Annotated in this window: 13 protein-coding genes; 7 read left to right on the top strand and 6 right to left on the bottom strand. The window is 50.3% G+C overall.

Annotated features, from left to right (window positions below):
• The first annotated feature begins 309 nt into the window (after window positions 1-309).
• Entirely contained in the window at window positions 310-1,014 is a 705-nt protein-coding gene (locus tag YWK_RS0115605; protein WP_026965535.1) for a CpsD/CapB family tyrosine-protein kinase, read from the top strand.
• 18 nt (window positions 1,015-1,032) lie between these two features.
• Entirely contained in the window at window positions 1,033-1,713 is a 681-nt protein-coding gene (locus YWK_RS0115600; RefSeq protein ID WP_026965534.1) for a YveK family protein, read from the top strand.
• Between the two features lie 91 nt (window positions 1,714-1,804).
• On the opposite strand, the gene YWK_RS0115595 is transcribed toward YWK_RS0115600, so the two are convergent.
• The 3 genes from YWK_RS0115595 to YWK_RS0115585 form a co-directional block, all read right to left on the bottom strand.
• Window positions 1,805-2,890 (bottom strand): LCP family protein, encoded by a 1,086-nt coding sequence (locus YWK_RS0115595; RefSeq protein WP_051375663.1) that lies wholly within the window; start codon window positions 2,888-2,890, stop codon window positions 1,805-1,807.
• 470 nt (window positions 2,891-3,360) lie between these two features.
• A complete protein-coding gene (locus tag YWK_RS0115590) occupies window positions 3,361-3,963 on the bottom strand; it encodes a hypothetical protein (RefSeq protein ID WP_026965532.1) in 603 nt (200 codons plus the stop codon).
• A 260-nt stretch (window positions 3,964-4,223) separates the two neighbouring features.
• Complete coding sequence (locus YWK_RS0115585; RefSeq protein WP_026965531.1) at window positions 4,224-5,774, bottom strand: peptidoglycan-binding protein; 1,551 nt, start codon at window positions 5,772-5,774, stop codon at window positions 4,224-4,226.
• A gap of 383 nt (window positions 5,775-6,157) precedes the next feature.
• On the opposite strand from YWK_RS0115585, the gene YWK_RS0115580 reads away from it, so the two are divergent.
• From YWK_RS0115580 to YWK_RS0115570, 3 genes are all read left to right on the top strand, one after another.
• Window positions 6,158-6,940, top strand: coding sequence for a tyrosine-protein phosphatase (locus tag YWK_RS0115580; protein ID WP_026965530.1), 783 nt, complete (start codon window positions 6,158-6,160; stop codon window positions 6,938-6,940).
• Between the two features lie 594 nt (window positions 6,941-7,534).
• On the top strand, window positions 7,535-8,014 hold the full coding sequence (locus YWK_RS0115575) for a MarR family winged helix-turn-helix transcriptional regulator (RefSeq protein ID WP_026965529.1): 480 nt from the start codon (window positions 7,535-7,537) through the stop codon (window positions 8,012-8,014).
• Window positions 8,015-8,017: 3 nt separating this feature from the next.
• A complete protein-coding gene (locus YWK_RS0115570; protein WP_051375662.1) occupies window positions 8,018-9,625 on the top strand; it encodes an MDR family MFS transporter in 1,608 nt (535 codons plus the stop codon).
• Window positions 9,626-9,698: 73 nt separating this feature from the next.
• On the opposite strand, the gene YWK_RS0115565 is transcribed toward YWK_RS0115570, so the two are convergent.
• Window positions 9,699-10,466, bottom strand: a complete 768-nt coding sequence (locus tag YWK_RS0115565) for a YwmB family TATA-box binding protein (RefSeq protein WP_026965527.1) — start codon at window positions 10,464-10,466, stop codon at window positions 9,699-9,701.
• A 321-nt stretch (window positions 10,467-10,787) separates the two neighbouring features.
• Between YWK_RS0115565 and YWK_RS0115560 the strand changes: the two genes are divergently transcribed.
• Window positions 10,788-11,228: a hypothetical protein gene (locus YWK_RS0115560; protein WP_026965526.1), complete on the top strand. Its 441-nt coding sequence runs from the start codon at window positions 10,788-10,790 to the stop codon at window positions 11,226-11,228.
• 85 nt (window positions 11,229-11,313) lie between these two features.
• Here the strand turns inward: YWK_RS0115560 and YWK_RS0115555 are convergent, their stop codons facing one another.
• Together YWK_RS0115555 and YWK_RS0115550 are read right to left on the bottom strand one after the other, a co-directional pair.
• A complete protein-coding gene (locus tag YWK_RS0115555) occupies window positions 11,314-13,182 on the bottom strand; it encodes an ABC transporter ATP-binding protein (protein ID WP_051375661.1) in 1,869 nt (622 codons plus the stop codon).
• Window positions 13,183-13,236: 54 nt separating this feature from the next.
• Window positions 13,237-14,061, bottom strand: a complete 825-nt coding sequence (locus tag YWK_RS0115550; protein WP_026965524.1) for an SDR family oxidoreductase — start codon at window positions 14,059-14,061, stop codon at window positions 13,237-13,239.
• A gap of 458 nt (window positions 14,062-14,519) precedes the next feature.
• Between YWK_RS0115550 and YWK_RS21170 the strand changes: the two genes are divergently transcribed.
• The gene (locus YWK_RS21170; RefSeq protein WP_051375659.1) at window positions 14,520-15,803 is read left to right on the top strand and encodes a L,D-transpeptidase family protein; all 1,284 of its coding nucleotides are present in this window, start codon (window positions 14,520-14,522) and stop codon (window positions 15,801-15,803) included.
• Window positions 15,804-15,868: the final 65 nt, after the last annotated feature.

Below are 15,868 nucleotides of genomic sequence, written 5' to 3'. Positions count from 1 at the left end.
TGAACCATCGCATCCTCAGCATCGGATTCATCTGTCCTCGACTGTGTCGAAGATTTGTCTCCGAATGAGCCCGTTATGTACCGGTCCTAATGTTCTTATGTCGAAGTATTTCGCCCCTCGAAGCCAATGGTACCACATCCATTTATGCACAGAAACAAATATTATTTTACACGCTGCTTTAACGTGTTCAAGGGAGAAATTTTACAATACCGATAAAGGATTTTTACAACACCGAAAAAGGATTTTGTATATTCACGTCGAATTCTAGCAAGTCAACTTGTGCCCACATTGTGTGAAGAGGGTGTTTTTATGGCTTTATCCAACCGAAACCCGCGTCCTATTGCCCAGACCAATCCACGTTCACCAATCACTGAGGCCTATCGGACAGTGCGTACCAATGTTCAGTTTGCGAGTGTGGACGGAGACGTCCGCGTCATCCTTGTGACGAGTTCTCTACCGTCTGAAGGAAAGACCGCGACCGCCTGCAATATCGCTGTCGTTTCGGCTCAGGCCGGTAAGCGCGTCCTTTTGATTGACGCTGATATGAGAAAACCCCAGGTTCATCAGAGGTTCCAGGTTTCAAACCTCTATGGACTGACTTCTGTTCTGATTAAGGAAAGGTCATTCGAAGAATGCGTTGTTGAGTCTCAAACACCTGGACTGATGGTACTTCCCAGCGGCCCCATCCCACCAAACCCATATGAGATGTTGGCAAGTAAGATGTTCTCCGACTTCATCCTGTCATGCAAAGAAAAATATGACGTAGTTATTGTGGACAGTCCACCCATTTTGTCTGTCGCAGATGGGTTAATGATCTCTCGCAGTGCCGATGGGGTTGTGTTCGTCGTAGATGCGAAGAAAACAAATCGGGCGCATGCCAAGAAGGCGACTCTGGCGCTCCAACAGGTGAACGCGAGGATTCTCGGTGTGGTCTTGAATCGGTTGGAAAAGAAGGTGGCCGGAGAGTACTATTACTACAACTACTACAGCTCGGGCGAACCTGCGAGTGTGTAACATCGAAGAGGTGCCGATATGGAAGAACTAGAACTCAGACAATATTGGAACATCATACGCAAGCGGTGGATTCTCGTCATTTCGATTCCAATCATCGCTGCAATCGTCAGCGGCGTGTTGTCGTTCTTCGTACTCAAGCCGCAGTACGAGGCCGATACGACGCTTTTGGTCAACCAAAAGGCAGACAGCAATCTGTCACTCCAGTATCAGACCATTATGGCCAACCAAGCCCTTGTAACGACATACAGCAACATTATTAAGAGCAGAACCATTGAGCAGGCTGTCATTGACAACCTGAATCTCCCGTATACCGTCAAGCAACTTGACGCAATGATTACTGTGTCGTCACCGAATCAGTCGCAGGTCATCGATGTGAAAGTGGTTGACGGTAGTCAGGCCGAAGCAGCCCGTATTGCCAATGCGCTGGCTTCCGTATTCCAGAGCAAGGCCGAGACGCTCATGGACGTCAAAAACGTACAGGTTGTAGACCCGGCGGAGGTGGTTTCCAACCCTTCACCGGTGAAACCCAACAAGAAGCTGAACATTGCCATCGCGTTTATCCTGGGATTAATGGTGAGTGTGGGTATTGCGTTCTTGCTGGAGTATCTGGACAATCGTCTGCGAACCGAGGAAGACGTGACAAGGTACTTGGGGTTGCCGGTACTTGGAGCAATTGTGGATTACGAAGACGTGGAATAACCACGGCATCATGTTAAAGGAAGGGGATCTTCTCCCCTTCCTTTTTTGACGAAACACGACGCTTTGAATGTGCCCTCGTTCGGTAAACCGCTCAATTGAGAAAGTGTTCCTGAATGATGGAGGACAGCTTGTCCTTGTCCGCAATCCAGTAGTATAGCTTTTGTTTGACAATCGGATCCATTTCCATGGCGGCGTGTCCAGGAACCTGATAATAGTGCACCTGATCCGGTTGGAACCCTTTCACTCCGAGCCCCAAGCTGAGCATATCCTCCTGGGATAGATTCGTCGTCACCAGGTACTTTGACATTTCATGGATGACCTGCGGGATATGCGGGATATTTGCTGGCTTAAAGACTTCCTTCGCGATTCCCATCAGCACGACTTCCTGTAAGCGCTGGCGGTCAAACTCCCCATTGGGCAGCGAATACCGCTCGTGGACAAGTTCCGTGACCATCTTGCCATCCAGGAACTGCTCGCCCTTCTTAATCACCTTACCGTTGTCCTCAGGGTACCAGGGATGTGTCAGTTTGACGTCAAACGGTACATCGACTGTGATACCACCCAAGGTATCTACGATGTCTTGCAGACCCCAGTAATCTGTTTCTGCGTAGTAGTTAATCTGTAAGCCAGTCAGATTACTGATGGCTTGGATAGCATCCTTCGTTCCCTGGGATAACCCGCCTTTCAGCTCTCCCATGTAGTTCGCATGTGTAATCTTCGTGTTCCCGTATCCCGGCAAATACACCATGGTATCCCGAGGAATGCTGATGGCTTCATAGTCTCGTTTGTTCAGGTTCACGTGCACAATCATGATGGAGTCCGTACGGGAAGCTTGATCCTTGGCCCGTGCATCAATGCCCAACAACAACACGTTAAATTCCCCGTCGTGAGGAACCGCCGAAGAACCGTTCGTCGGAGTAGCGAGCACAGGGATGTTGTTGTGCTTAAAGTGTTGCTGAGGACGCACCTCATAGTATCCAATGCCTGCAGCCGCAATTCCGGCAAGTAAAAGACCGGAAATGGCATACAACCAAACACGTTTCCGGCTGCGGCGCCTTTCAGACCGAGCTTTTGTCCCTAGACGCCCCGTGGAGTTATTTTTGTTTATCGTGTCACTGGCCGAGGTACTGTCTGGTTGATTGGGTCCATGTTCTGTGTTGAATGTCTTATCGGACATACGTACCTCCTCACATGCAATTCAATTACATCTTAACATTGAACGAGTTCTGCGCGAACTTAGAAGGGGTGTCCAAAAGCCATCTTACCATGGCTTTTGGACACCCCTTTGATTATTGACTTAATTGCCTTTGGAATTGGATTCTTTCATCGTCGCGACTCACGAAGAGCATCGCCATGATAAACATTCCAAACATAAAACCCACAAACACACCACATTCATAGTACACCCCTACTCCCACATAAAAGCTATATAGGCTTCTGTCTAGCAGCTCTGACCTGATACAACTCCCACATAGCCCCTGAAGCTTTGCGTTGCCGCTTTTCTACGATTTGGCCCTTTTATACTTTTATGTGATATGTTTTTGACCTCATATTAACGGATATTAGCACATTTTTTTAGATCTTCATTTGCGCGTTCTATGGAGCACTTATATTGTTCTAGTGACACACATCTGCAAGGTGTTTCCTTTACGGATACTTCTTCAATGCAGCCGCCATCGCTTGAATCTCTGCGGGTGTAAAATGTGATAGAATTTCCCGTTTGATTTCATCCTTCTCTGCCTTCGTCAAACTCCCTCTGCGCTCGTACAGTTCCAGATAGTGCAGGATCTCGCTCTGTGTAAAATGGCTTTCAGCGTAAGCGATAATCTGCGCACGGCTGGTGAATATCGGTATGGATTCGTTAGAATCGTTGTTGCCACTCGTGGACTTCGCCGAGCCAGTGCCTTGAACTCTACCGGCAGCATTTCTGCCTCCAACTCCAGAAAAATCGCTTGGAATTCCATTGGAAATGGAGTGATTCCTAGTAATTACCTTTGATATGGAGCTATTCCTTGTCACTGCATTGGATATGGAGGTCTGCATCGAGGTGTCCACATTCTTTACGGAGGAGTCCACGTTCTGTGGAAGATTCGCAGTGATCTTGTTAATTTCGTTTTGAGTCGCAGAGTCCTTTAATATCGTCACCACTTGTTCCCCAATTTTCTCCTGAACGGTATGGTACGCATACCACGCACCTCCGCTCACTATCACAACTACCCCTATAGCTGAGCCGATGATCCACTTTTTCATGGTCGGTCTCCTTTTGCGTTTATAAAAAGGGGAAATCACGAATCGCACCGCCCCCGTGCCTTACAAGATTGATTGGTAATCAAGTTCCAGTTCATTCCGTCAGTGTACTAGATACACTGACCCCCTCCATCTTCCAATGTGTTTCCGGAAGGCCTATCCTTTTTAAAGGAAAGAGGAGGGATTCCCTCCTCTTTCCACCACGTTGTGCCTACCCTAAGCAGTCACTACATAGGGACAAATCATCGCGCAATATGACATCCTTATTTCTCCAATGCCGCCCAAGTTGCCGGACCTACGACTCCGTCAGCAACTAAACCGTGCGTGGCCTGGAAGTGTTTCACAGCTGATAACGTCCCGGGACCGAATACACCGTCCGCCTGAATATGAAGGTCCTTCTGCAGCTGTACTACGGCCGAGCCACGGGACCCAAGCTGTAATGTGGGCCAGTTCATTTTGGGAGGTTGGGGAATTGCATGCGGTCCGCTAATGTTCCAGTTTGTTCCGTCCCAACTGTTTGAAAAGCCACACCGGTCAAGCACTTGCATAACATACCAAATCGGCATGAACGTCGTTTTATGCCCGCTGTCCAGCGCTACAATCCCGTTCACTCGATACACGGCAGTTCCGTTCAGAGAAATTTCCATGCTACCGCGTCCAGGATTGACATGATACAGATTTGGATGAATCGAACTCGGCGTCTTTAACGACCAATGGCTACCGTCCCATTTGTACGTGAAACCAAGGGATTCGAGCGCCTGCGATACATACCAAATCGGCACATACGTTGTGTTGTTGTGCACAATGGCCGGAACGGTCATCTTGTACAGCCCGTTCACTGAGATATTTCGGTGATTTTTATCGGTATTCTTTACTGTGACGGAGAAACGGGTCACGATATACCCATGGGCCTTTGCAGTAATGGTGACAGTGCCGGGCTTCAGCGCTTTCAAGACACCGTGGCTGTTGATGGAGGCAACGGATGTGTTGCTGCTGCTCCAATCAAAGTTCGTCAGCTTCTTACCTTCTAATCCCGGAACTCCAGCCGTTCCTTTGATAATCAAAGCGTACTGCACGGATGCGCCGGTGGGCACAGCACTCGGGCCTGGCGTCGCAGCGAAGCTGCCTGCGTAAGCAGCGAAGGCCGCAAACACGGCGCGGCTGGCGTGGAGATCCGGATCCACCGCTTGTACCACGGAAGTCTTCAAAGTTTGCAGTTGCTGGGGCGAGAGGCCAAGTTTCGAGAATACGTCAACAAACACCGGATTTGCGATAACGGCTTCTTCGATGGACCGCTGTGTAATCGTCGTCATCGAATCGGTGTTGTCTGTTAGAAGTCCAGTCAGGAAGTTCCCTTTGACAGATTGATAGAGGTGGTAGACGTCTTTGCTCGTAACAGATGGGTTTACCTGTTTCAAATCACTGATGAATGCCTGGATGTCCGAAGCCGTGGTTGTGGTGTTACTTTGGTAAACCAGGTTGACGAAGTCCCGAACCATTTTCACTGTAAGTGCTGCGTTCGGTTGGGTCGGTTGGTCCGTCCCAAAGATCACCTTGTTCCAGTCAACACTTTGGGCGCGAACATGCGCTTCTTGTACAGCTTGTGCGCCGCCCGTAACCACCAATTCCGTTCGAAGAGTGCTCAAATCCTTAACAAGACTTTGGACGTTCGCATCAACCTGGGTTTGCGCCGCTTGCGCAACCAAAGGCGTGTTGATGATTCCGGTTGCTCCTGCCCCCGAAGCCGCCAGGAGACTGGCAACGGTTAATCGCGACACAAACTTTTTCGATAATACCCGGTATGCTACTCTCACGTTCCTTACCTCCATTGTTAAAAAGTGAAATCGCTTTCTCGCAAATAGGACGACACTCGGACGTCCTTCGTATGTATTCGAATCTTCTTCTATTTTTCATCATATTTCGAGTATGTCAATACAGAGTTTAAAGGTTTAGGGACGTAGGCTGCCGATAACGGCTTGACGATGAATAGCACGAACTACGGGCTTACGTCTTCTGAACAATACTTCCCCAGTTTTGCAGCGCATGTTTGTGCGGCGATGAATCTCTTAGAGGCACTTGCTTTTTTGTTTCTCCCGGAAGACGTGTTTTGAGCGTAAACACGAATGCAGTAGATAAGGAGAGTTGATAAAATGAATGAGGCTATACATAAACTTTTACTTCCCTTACAGGTGATTGAATGACTTCCTTGATCACGGACATTCATGCGCACATTCTGCCAGGCATCGACGATGGCCCGGACACGATGGAAGATGCAGAAGAACTGATGGCCTCGTTCTCGAGGCTCGGCACTGACCGTGTATTCTGTACATCGCATTTTTGTAGCCCCCATTTTGAGGTGACGCGGGAGAGCCTGGAAGAGGCCTATAGTCTCGTCGCAAGTCACGGTTCTCTGCCCATCGAGATGGCGCCGGGGGCGGAGGTCCGTTTGTCCTCCGCGTTAAAGGAAGTGATTCTGGCGGATCGAGTTCCCACGCTGGGGAACACGAGGTACGTACTTGTCGAGTTTCGGAGTGACAGGATTTCCACCCGAGCACTCGACCTGATGCACGAACTGGTTGTTCGTCAATTGGTCCCCATTGTCGCCCACCCGGAGCGGAATATTGCTGTCCAAAAATCGCCTGGACTGGTGGATGAGCTGATGGAGAGAGGGGCCATCATGCAACTCACGGCGCACTGTTTTCATGGCCGTGGTCCGTCACGGATGGCGGAAAGGCTGGCTTGGCGCATTCTGGAGAATGGTCAAGCAGCCGTGATTGCATCCGATGCGCACGACTGCTCGTTACGACCACCGGGTCTCCTCGAGGCGTATGGTGCCATTGCGGATAAGTACGGACATCAAGTGGTGGACCAACTGATACAAAACGCAAACGCCATCTGGGAGAACCAACCGGTTTCTGAAATCGCCATCTCGCAACCAAGGCGTTCTTTGTTCGGGAACCTGTTCCATCGAAAAAGGTGAGCGTTCGCTCACCTTCCCACTGGTTCTGTTCATCTGCGCCTCGCCGCCGTCACCGAAGGCCGCGCTTGGATTTTGACGCTCTTTTCCATCTGCGCTTTTGGGACATCCAGTTCGCCCGTACAGCTTCCAATTGGGCTTGGATACTTGAAGCGTTCGTCTCTTCTTGTGAATTTGAAATCACGCGCATACGCTTCTTCGTGTGACAGTATGGGCATACGGTCACCAGATCATACGCTGCGGTATCCCCTCCGCACGCCTCACAAAATAGGTAATATACGACTGTACTCAAACGCGCACCTCCCAACTCTGATGTACCGGACGGGTACATGTGCACGCAGTCTCGACACCTGGATTCCTTACATTCTAATCCATCGGATATGTACTTATGTGTCGACTGCTGTCGACAGTGCACGTGAATTTCAGAATATCTTCCAACTTATAAGATAGGTATTGCATTCACACTTTCTGTCTTGTCGTGAACACGACCACATTTCCCTCTTGACTCTCCACCCGCTTTGGTTATATTGTATAAACGTTCATTTACTAAAACATTGCACACATTAAATTTTGTCCCGTTCAAAGAAGGTATGCGAAATGTCCAATCCGCTGGACGCATGGACGGAACGCTTCGAGCGAGCGTTACACACGACCATGCACAATTTGGGGCCAGAACTCATCAAGCGCGCACAAACGGATCTCACACCGGGCCAGTGCTTCATGATGTATTTCATTCGCGAACAGGATCACTGCACCGTGTCCTCTCTGTCTGAAAAAATGGAGGTGAATCCGAGTGCGGTTACGGTGATGCTGGATAGGCTGGAAAACCACGGCTACGTGAGCCGTTCACGTGACCGTGAAGACCGTCGCGTGGTCATCGTCGAATTGACGGAGGCCGGTGAGCAGGCACTCGATGCGGTGATGAACATGCGCAAACGCGTTGTCCAGCATTGTCTATGCCAACTGATCCCGGACGAATTGGAGTCATTTCTGACCACTTTGGAAAAAGTCGCAAGTGTTTCAGCGTCCATGGACGTGAAGACCATTTTGTGTACATCGAAAGATATGGAGGAGTAGAGAATGGCGCAATCAGAAACACTGGTACTAGACCAGTCCAGCGTGCATGTCCGACACCGTGGCTTTCTTATCGCGGGTCTCATCATTGCCATGTTGTTTGGGGCACTGGACCAAACCATCGTAGGAACGGCGATGCCGCGGATTGTCGGTGAACTCGGTGGCCTGTCCCTCATGACCTGGCTCACCACCGCCTACATGCTGACATCGACCACCATCGTTCCGATTGCAGGGAAGTTGGCGGACTTGCTCGGAAGAAAGGTCGTCTATCTCACAGGGTTGCTTATTTTTATGGTAGGTTCCGCATTGTGTGGTATGGCGAACGACATGACGCAGCTCATCTGGTTCCGCGGCTTTCAGGGGATTGGCGGCGGAATCATGATGCCGATGGCCATGATTATCATCGGGGATCTCTTCACTGGTAAACAGCGCGCAAAGTGGCAAGGCGTGTTTGGCGCCATCTTCGGTCTTTCGTCGGTGGTGGGTCCGCAAATCGGCGGGTGGATTGTCGATGCGCTGAATTGGAGATGGGTATTCTATATTAACCTGCCGATTGCGGTTGTTGCGGTCATCTTAATTGCGCTGGGGTTGCCCCGTCACAGCCGGACAGGGAAGGTTCAATTCGATTTCGCTGGCATTGTGACCATGGTGGTCGGTGTCGTCAGCATTTTGTTGGCGTTGACGTTTGGCGGCAAGGACTACGCTTGGTCCTCCTGGCAGATTCTCGGACTGTTTGCTTTGGCTCTGGTATCGCTCAGTGCATTTGTCTTTGCGGAATCGAAAGCAGCAGAACCCATCCTGCCGTTGCGACTGTTTAAAAGCAAGGCGTTTACCATTATCAATGGCGTTGGCTTTTTGATGGCCGTTGGCATGTTCGGATCCATCATGTTTGTTCCGCTGTTCTTGCAAGGGATTATCGGCGTCAGTCCCTCGGCATCCGGTACCGCCATGACGCCCATGATGATTTCCATGATGCTTTGCAGTATTGTCGGCGGGCAATTGGTAATGAAAATCGGCGTTCGGCTGCAGCTGGCCATGGGTATGCTGATTATGGCGGCAGGGTTCGTTCTGCTGTCCACACTCGGCTTGGATACGTCCGGCGTAACAGTCGCCATTTACATGATCGTTCTTGGACTCGGCATGGGCCTCGTCTTCCCGGTTCTGACCATCGCTTTGCAGGAGAGTTTTCCGAAGTCTGAACTGGGCGTGGTCACATCGTCCAGCCAGTTCTTCCGACAAATCGGCGGTACGTTCGGCATGACCATTCTGGGTGCTGTTTTGAATGCCAAATCGAGTTCGCTGCTGACCGAAAAAACGGCGCCGCTGTTCAGTCACATGCCTGCGAACCCGATGACCCAGCAGTTTAAGAACATGATTCACAACAACGCACAAGGACTGTATTCGTCTTTGTTGAACCCAGACGCGCTCCGGAAAATGCCGGCCGTGTTTGCCCAGCAGTTTGTGCCCATCCTCAAATCGTCGTTGGTGGATTCGCTGCACAGCGTGTTTCTCTTCGGCTTGGTCTTTGTGCTATTGGGTACCGTCTTGACGCTCTTCCTGGGCAAAATGAGAATTTCCGATCCCCGGAAAAAAGTCGAGCCTGCACAGGCGTAAAGCATCTACCGAAGACGGCCCTGCCAGGGTGTGGCAGGGCCGTCCTGCTATCCCTATGGGGTGGCTCTTGCATTTAATATGGATCCACAATAATGGGCGTTCCGACCACTACGTTAGTGCGTTTGTCGTAACCATCCCAATGAAGAGCCACCTGTAGATTTATCTTCCTACCACCTGAGGTGATATAATCGGGTGCTTCACTAGAGTATCCAGATATACTGGTTTCAAGCGCAGAGTTCAGCCCTTCTGTGCGCACTGCATGTACCGACTGAAAAGCCCGTGAAACGGTGTCTTCTGTCTCCTGTTCTGAAAGCTTTTTCGATGTAAACCCCGTGATATACGCATCCAAGTGTGGGACGACGTGCACGTTTTGAAGTGCATTGGCGATTTCCTTCATCTGCGCGGGTAATCGGCGAATACTGTGTTGATTATTACTGGCTCGAATCACGATGTCTGTTTCATCTGACATACCATCCGTCATATGAAAACTACTGAGAAAGATAGATACTGTGGTATTCCCTTCCCAAATCCCAGTCATCTGGTAGGCGTTCTCCCCGTTTACACTTCTTCCTTCAGTCTTCGTTCCTTTAAGACCCAAGTTCTTGGCGATTCCACTCGAAACGTGTGCCAATTCGGTTTGGGACAGAAACTGATGACTGAGTGTACCGTAATCGTGAATCATGTATCCTATCACAGTTGCGCCTGTTGCCCCAAAGCTGGTCTCAAGATAATGTGCCTCCGCTTTCGTCACATCGCCACTTGTGCCACCCATGGCTGGTATGATATGCGTCAAAAGTGCTACTGCCCCAGCAACAATTCCAACACCCATGATTCGCTTCATGACGCTCACTCCCGAATCAAGCCTTATGGAAGTCAGTCTTCACGGGAGTCTACTGAGATATACGTATCTTTCTCGAATTTGGTAGATTTACGATATGCCAAGCTCGCCTACTTATAGTGCCACCCTCCATCCATTGTCTAAATGTTTGTCTAAACAGAGAATGATCTGCAAACATAGCATGACAAGTCATGCAAAGAGCATCATTGACGCTATCCGGCACGTCCTATTCGATTATAATGAGCCACGAGCCAAGTCATTTCCGGCTACGATTGCGCCTTTGACGGAGCATCGCTGTATGGCGAAACAAAGGAGTGAGATACCTTGAAGCATTTGTTTTGGTTCCTACATTTGTTTGGGTTGTCCATTTGGATGGGGTCGTTTGTAGCTATGGCGATTTGTCTGGTTTCGTTACGAAAGGTGAATATCGGGACTGAAGTAATGCAACTCTTCAACAAAGCGCAAAGAGCCATTACGATTGTCGGAAATACTGGGGCAGTGATAATGCTCATCAGTGGCGGTGTGCTGCTCTCTCTCAGTGATTCCCGACCATTATGGGTCGTCCTTATGACACAAATCGGCGGCTTAACAATCATTTTTTCAATTATCGCGGTGACATTGCAAAGTAGACGTTTATCAAAGCGGCTCGCGTTGAATGAACCCATCGAAACCTTACATCGAGAATTCAACCTTTTAAATATCTTTCTATGGATAGTGACCATCGTCATCGCAACGGTTTTGGGGATTGTGAGTTCCCGTATATAGCCTTGAGGACGCGAAAGCTCACTCATTTGAATGACCTTTTACGCTATCACGTGCTTATCCCAAGATGTCTGAATCTCGGAGAAGGTCACCTGTGCGATACGATTCCGAATTGAGTCTCGTACAACTTTTGATATAAGGGACTTTCCTCAACCAAAGTCTCGTGCGTACCGATAGCCACAATGTGACCTCTGTCGAGTACAACGATTTTGTCAGCTGCACGCACAGTGGACAAACGGTGGGCAATGACAATCGCCGTTCTTCCCTCCAATAAAACAGCGAGAGCATCTTGGATTTTCCGTTCAACCACCGTATCCAAGGCACTGGTCGCCTCGTCCAACAGGACAATACGTGGTCCTTGAAGCAGTACGCGTGCTATCGCAAGTCGCTGCCGTTCTCCACCGGAGAGTCGGTACCCCCGCTCTCCGACGATGGTATGGTATCCCTGCGGCAAGGCAGCGATAGTTTCGTGAATCTGCGCAGCTCGGCAGGCCTTCTCCATGTCTTCTTGCGTGGCATTTTCGTTGGCTAAAAGCAGATTGTTAAACACGGTATCGTGAAAGAAGAACGGGTCTTGGGGTACGAGTCCCATTTGTCCTCGCAATGACTTCAGGGTCAGTGTTCTACAGTCCATGCCATCCAACAGGATGCGGCCAGAGGTTGGATCTGAAAAGCGAGGAATCAAGTTTAGCAACGTCGTCTTTCCGGCCCCGCTCGGCCCCACGATGGCTACCGTTTGCCCAGGTTCCACGGTCAAATCGATGTCCTGTAGAGCCACCTTGCGCTCTTCTGGATGGGCCTCCGTGTTGTATGAAAACGAAACACCCTCAAGGCTGATGCGGCCTTGAACGCTGCTGGGGGGAATGGTTGTGGGACCGTCCTCCACCTCTGGTTTCAAATCCAACAACAAGAAAATGCGTCGAAACAATGCAATGGACGACAACACGCTGACATGTAACTGTGCGAGTTGGCTGAGTGGGCCATACAGCCGTGACAGCAGTGTGGTGAAGGCGACAATCACCCCGAGCCCAATCTGATGGTGAATGACCAACCATCCACCATATCCCCACAACAAAGCTGGGCCGATAGACGAAAACATCCCTAACCACATGAATAGCCATCGTCCAACCAGAGTTTGCCGGACTTGCAAGTCACGCAATGTGCGGTTTGCATCCGAAAATTGTTTTTCTTCGTGTGGTTCATGGTTAAAGATTCGAATCAACAATGCGCCGCTCACACCGAGTGTTTCACTCAGCTGAACGGTCATTTTTGAGAGCCACTCTTGAATCTCGGCTTGTAGTTTTTGGCGCGTTTTCCCAACTCTTTGCGTTGGGAATACAAACCCCGGCACGACAATCATGGCGAGGAGAGACATCTTCCAATTCATGCCGAACATCAGCACCAGCGTCGTACAAATGGTGAGTGAGTTACTCACGAATCCCACCAATGTGGTTGTGATGACACTTTGGATGGCGGTCACGTCGTTCATCACTCTCGAGACAAGGTCACCCGCCTGGCGTGACGCAAAGAATTGTACGGTTTGCCGCTGCAGGTGACGGAACAAAGCGAGCCGGTAATCCGCCATGACATTCTGCGCAATGACGTTGGAGAGCCAGTTTTGCCACACGCTGAGCAACCCAGTGGCAATCGCTGTAAGAACGAGGGTGATGGTGAGCCAAATGACGACGGAGAACCGCCCTTTTGTAATCCCATCGTCAATGATTCTCTGGGTTAACCACGCCGGGATGACACCGCCCACGGAGGTCACCACAATCACCAGCGTAACCAGGATGGCATGCGGCCAATACGGGACAAACGCTTTTAGAGCACGCTGGATAATGGCCTTGTCCAAATGTTCTTGACTGGCCAATTCGCGCATTTTCCACCGCTGACCGCCGCCTGTCCCGCCCCCTCCAGCACCATGTCCGAGTCCCATCCCCTGCCAGTGGGCATTCATGAATTCACATCACCTTGCCTACACAGAATTGAATGGTCAAAAAGGTCTTTCGTATCAACGAAAAGCATCCGCGTTGTCGATAACCCACTGTTTGAAGCCACGGGCCGCTTGCCCAGTTACCTCCTCCACGGTAGGTAACACCGTGGCAGGATGGTTGGTCGCCTCCCTCATGAGTTGAAATATCGCATCCACGATGTCTACTGGCGCAAAGCGCTTCATGTGCTCCCGAGCCACCGTTTCAGGAATCTCCTCAAACGTAATCTGTTTGCCAAGTACCTCACCAATCGTTTGAACCTGTTCAACCGGGGTGAGCACCTCAGGTCCGGTCAAGGTATAAATCTTACCCTCGTGTCCTGAAGATACAAGTGCTTTCACCGCCACGGCAGCAATATCCCGTGGATGGATAGGGGCCGTTCGCACATCACCAAATGGCGCTCTCACAACCCCTTCGGACCGTATCGCCGGGGCCCACTGCAACGCGTTGGACATAAACGCCCCTGGTCTCAAAAATGTCCATTGGATATTGGATTGGCGAATCAACTCTTCCGTCTGTAGGTGCATGCGACCGATGGCATTCTCTGTTCGTGCCTCGATGGCACTGGAAGAGAGAAAGACAATGTGCTCAACCCCGCTCTGTTTCGCGATTTGGGGGAACGTTTCACTGCCCGGGACTCGTATCAAAAACACTTTCTGAATTCCATCCAACGCGGCTTTCATGATGGCCGGGTCGGTCAAGTCCCCTGCCATCACTTCGACGTCGGGAGGAAATGAAGCTTTCGCCGGGTTCCGACTTACAACACGGATTTGATGCCCTGCACGGTGGAGTTCCTTTACGATTTCACGGCCCACGTTACCTGTCGCACCGGTTACCAAAATCACGAGCACTACCTCCTCAACTTGGTGACGCAACTTTTCCCCTATTGTCGCCGAATTTTGTGGTGATGTCACCGCTTAAAATTCCGATTCGTTGGCAACTCCTTGTGTCGCATACGCCCAATAGAGGTACAATGCCCCGTATCGATGACTATGCAATATCAAATGTGGTTTAGACACAGCGTAATCACTGTGGTACTTTATTTTCAGACGATTTCACATGGAATGGCCGGACAGAAAATGCGAGATATTTAACTCCATACATCCGCCGCTGCTGCGGATCCTCTGTGATGAGTTGAAACAGGATCACGCCTTGGGTCGTCTTATACGTATAAACAGCTCGCGAAGCGTGCGTTGACGTGTGTCATACGTCATGTTACGTTAGGCAAAATTTCAATAGCGTTGGCATACAAAGATAGAACAAGCCTAAAACATAGGCTGTGCGAGTGTGGGGTGGATGAAACATGCGAGCAAAAGGGGTCATTATCAGTGGAACGGTAATAGTGCTTGGAGTCGCGTTCGCGGGCTCCACGGCGGCTTTTTGGGGCAAAATGTTCCCACATGAGCAATCCGCTGCGCAACCGACCAAAGATCCGGGCATGTCCAAAAAAATGGGGTCCGCGTCAGAGAAGGTGAAAAAAAGTAGTGGACCGACGTATCCATCGTTCGGTATGGGAGCGACAGGACCTGAGGTGCTGGCACTGAACGAACGCCTGGCGGAGTTGGGATATCTGCCAGTGAAAATCTCAGGTGACGCCACGCCGCTCATCTCGTTGAACAACCTGAACCATCCACCCAGCGTTCAATTTGAATGGCGGTATCCAAACACACCGGCCGAATTGAAAAATGAGTGGATACCGGACGCGTTTACAGAAATCACGCGTGGAGCCGTGATGGCTGTGGAGTATCAGTACGGCCTTCCGATTGACGGTACGGTGAGCCCACAGGTTTGGCGGGCCATTCTGGCCAATAACGCAAAGCAGAATGTGTATCCGTATACATATGTTCTGGTGACCGAGAATCCGGCACCTGAGAAACTTCAGGTATGGCAAGCAGGGCGTTGGGTTTACACATCCATCTGCAACACCGGTGTACAACAGGCCCCCACTCCGAATGGAACCTTCGCCATCTACCTCCGGTATCAGTCGCAGACAATGACGGGAACGAATCCCGATGGAACACACTATCGTGATCCCGGCGTACCGTACGTGAACTATTTTAATGGTAGTGACGCAATCCACGGGTTCAATCGTAGCCAGTATGGTTTCCCACAGAGCGTCGGTTGTGTGGAATTGCCTGTGAATGCTGCGCAAACCGTGTGGTCACTAGTGAACTATGGCACGCTGGTTACAGTCACCGGACACTATGTATCGCCCGCGCAGGTGGGTTCAGCTTCTTCTGGTGCCAGCAGTGCGTCTAAAACCAATGGCACTTCTGGGGCGCATAGCGCTTCGGGAACAAGTAGTACTTCTGGAACCAATAGCGCTTCCAAAACAAATAGCACTTCTACAACACATAGTGCATCTGGAACGAATAGCACTTCTAAAACCCATGGCGCTTCCGGAAACAGTAGTACTTCTAAAACCAATAGCGCTTCTGGAACCAATAGCACTTCTAAAACCAATAGCACTTCTAAAACCAATAGCACTTCTAAAACCAATAGCGGTTCTGGAGCCAGTAAAACTTCTGGAACCAGTAACGCTTCTAGTACCAACAGCACTTCTAGAACCAGTAACACTGTGTCGTGAATCCACTCAGCAACTGTGCGCTCTACTCAAACTCAACAAGCAGAGCCGTGGCGTACGCCCATCCA

The sequence above is a fragment of the Alicyclobacillus pomorum DSM 14955 genome (assembly GCF_000472905.1).
Classification (GTDB): Bacteria; Bacillota; Bacilli; order Alicyclobacillales; family Alicyclobacillaceae; genus Alicyclobacillus_A; species Alicyclobacillus_A pomorum.
This window is presented reverse-complemented; position numbering and strand designations above follow the sequence as displayed.

Coding starts and splice junctions, on each gene's coding strand:
- YWK_RS0115605 (WP_026965535.1), top strand. CDS start 310: ATGGCTTTATCCAACCGAAACCCGCGTCCTATTGCCCAGACCAATCCA.
- YWK_RS0115600 (WP_026965534.1), top strand. CDS start 1,033: ATGGAAGAACTAGAACTCAGACAATATTGGAACATCATACGCAAGCGG.
- YWK_RS0115595 (WP_051375663.1), bottom strand. CDS start 2,890: ATGTCCGATAAGACATTCAACACAGAACATGGACCCAATCAACCAGAC.
- YWK_RS0115590 (WP_026965532.1), bottom strand. CDS start 3,963: ATGAAAAAGTGGATCATCGGCTCAGCTATAGGGGTAGTTGTGATAGTG.
- YWK_RS0115580 (WP_026965530.1), top strand. CDS start 6,158: ATGACTTCCTTGATCACGGACATTCATGCGCACATTCTGCCAGGCATC.
- YWK_RS0115575 (WP_026965529.1), top strand. CDS start 7,535: ATGTCCAATCCGCTGGACGCATGGACGGAACGCTTCGAGCGAGCGTTA.
- YWK_RS0115570 (WP_051375662.1), top strand. CDS start 8,018: ATGGCGCAATCAGAAACACTGGTACTAGACCAGTCCAGCGTGCATGTC.
- YWK_RS0115565 (WP_026965527.1), bottom strand. CDS start 10,466: ATGAAGCGAATCATGGGTGTTGGAATTGTTGCTGGGGCAGTAGCACTT.
- YWK_RS0115555 (WP_051375661.1), bottom strand. CDS start 13,182: ATGAATGCCCACTGGCAGGGGATGGGACTCGGACATGGTGCTGGAGGG.
- YWK_RS21170 (WP_051375659.1), top strand. CDS start 14,520: ATGCGAGCAAAAGGGGTCATTATCAGTGGAACGGTAATAGTGCTTGGA.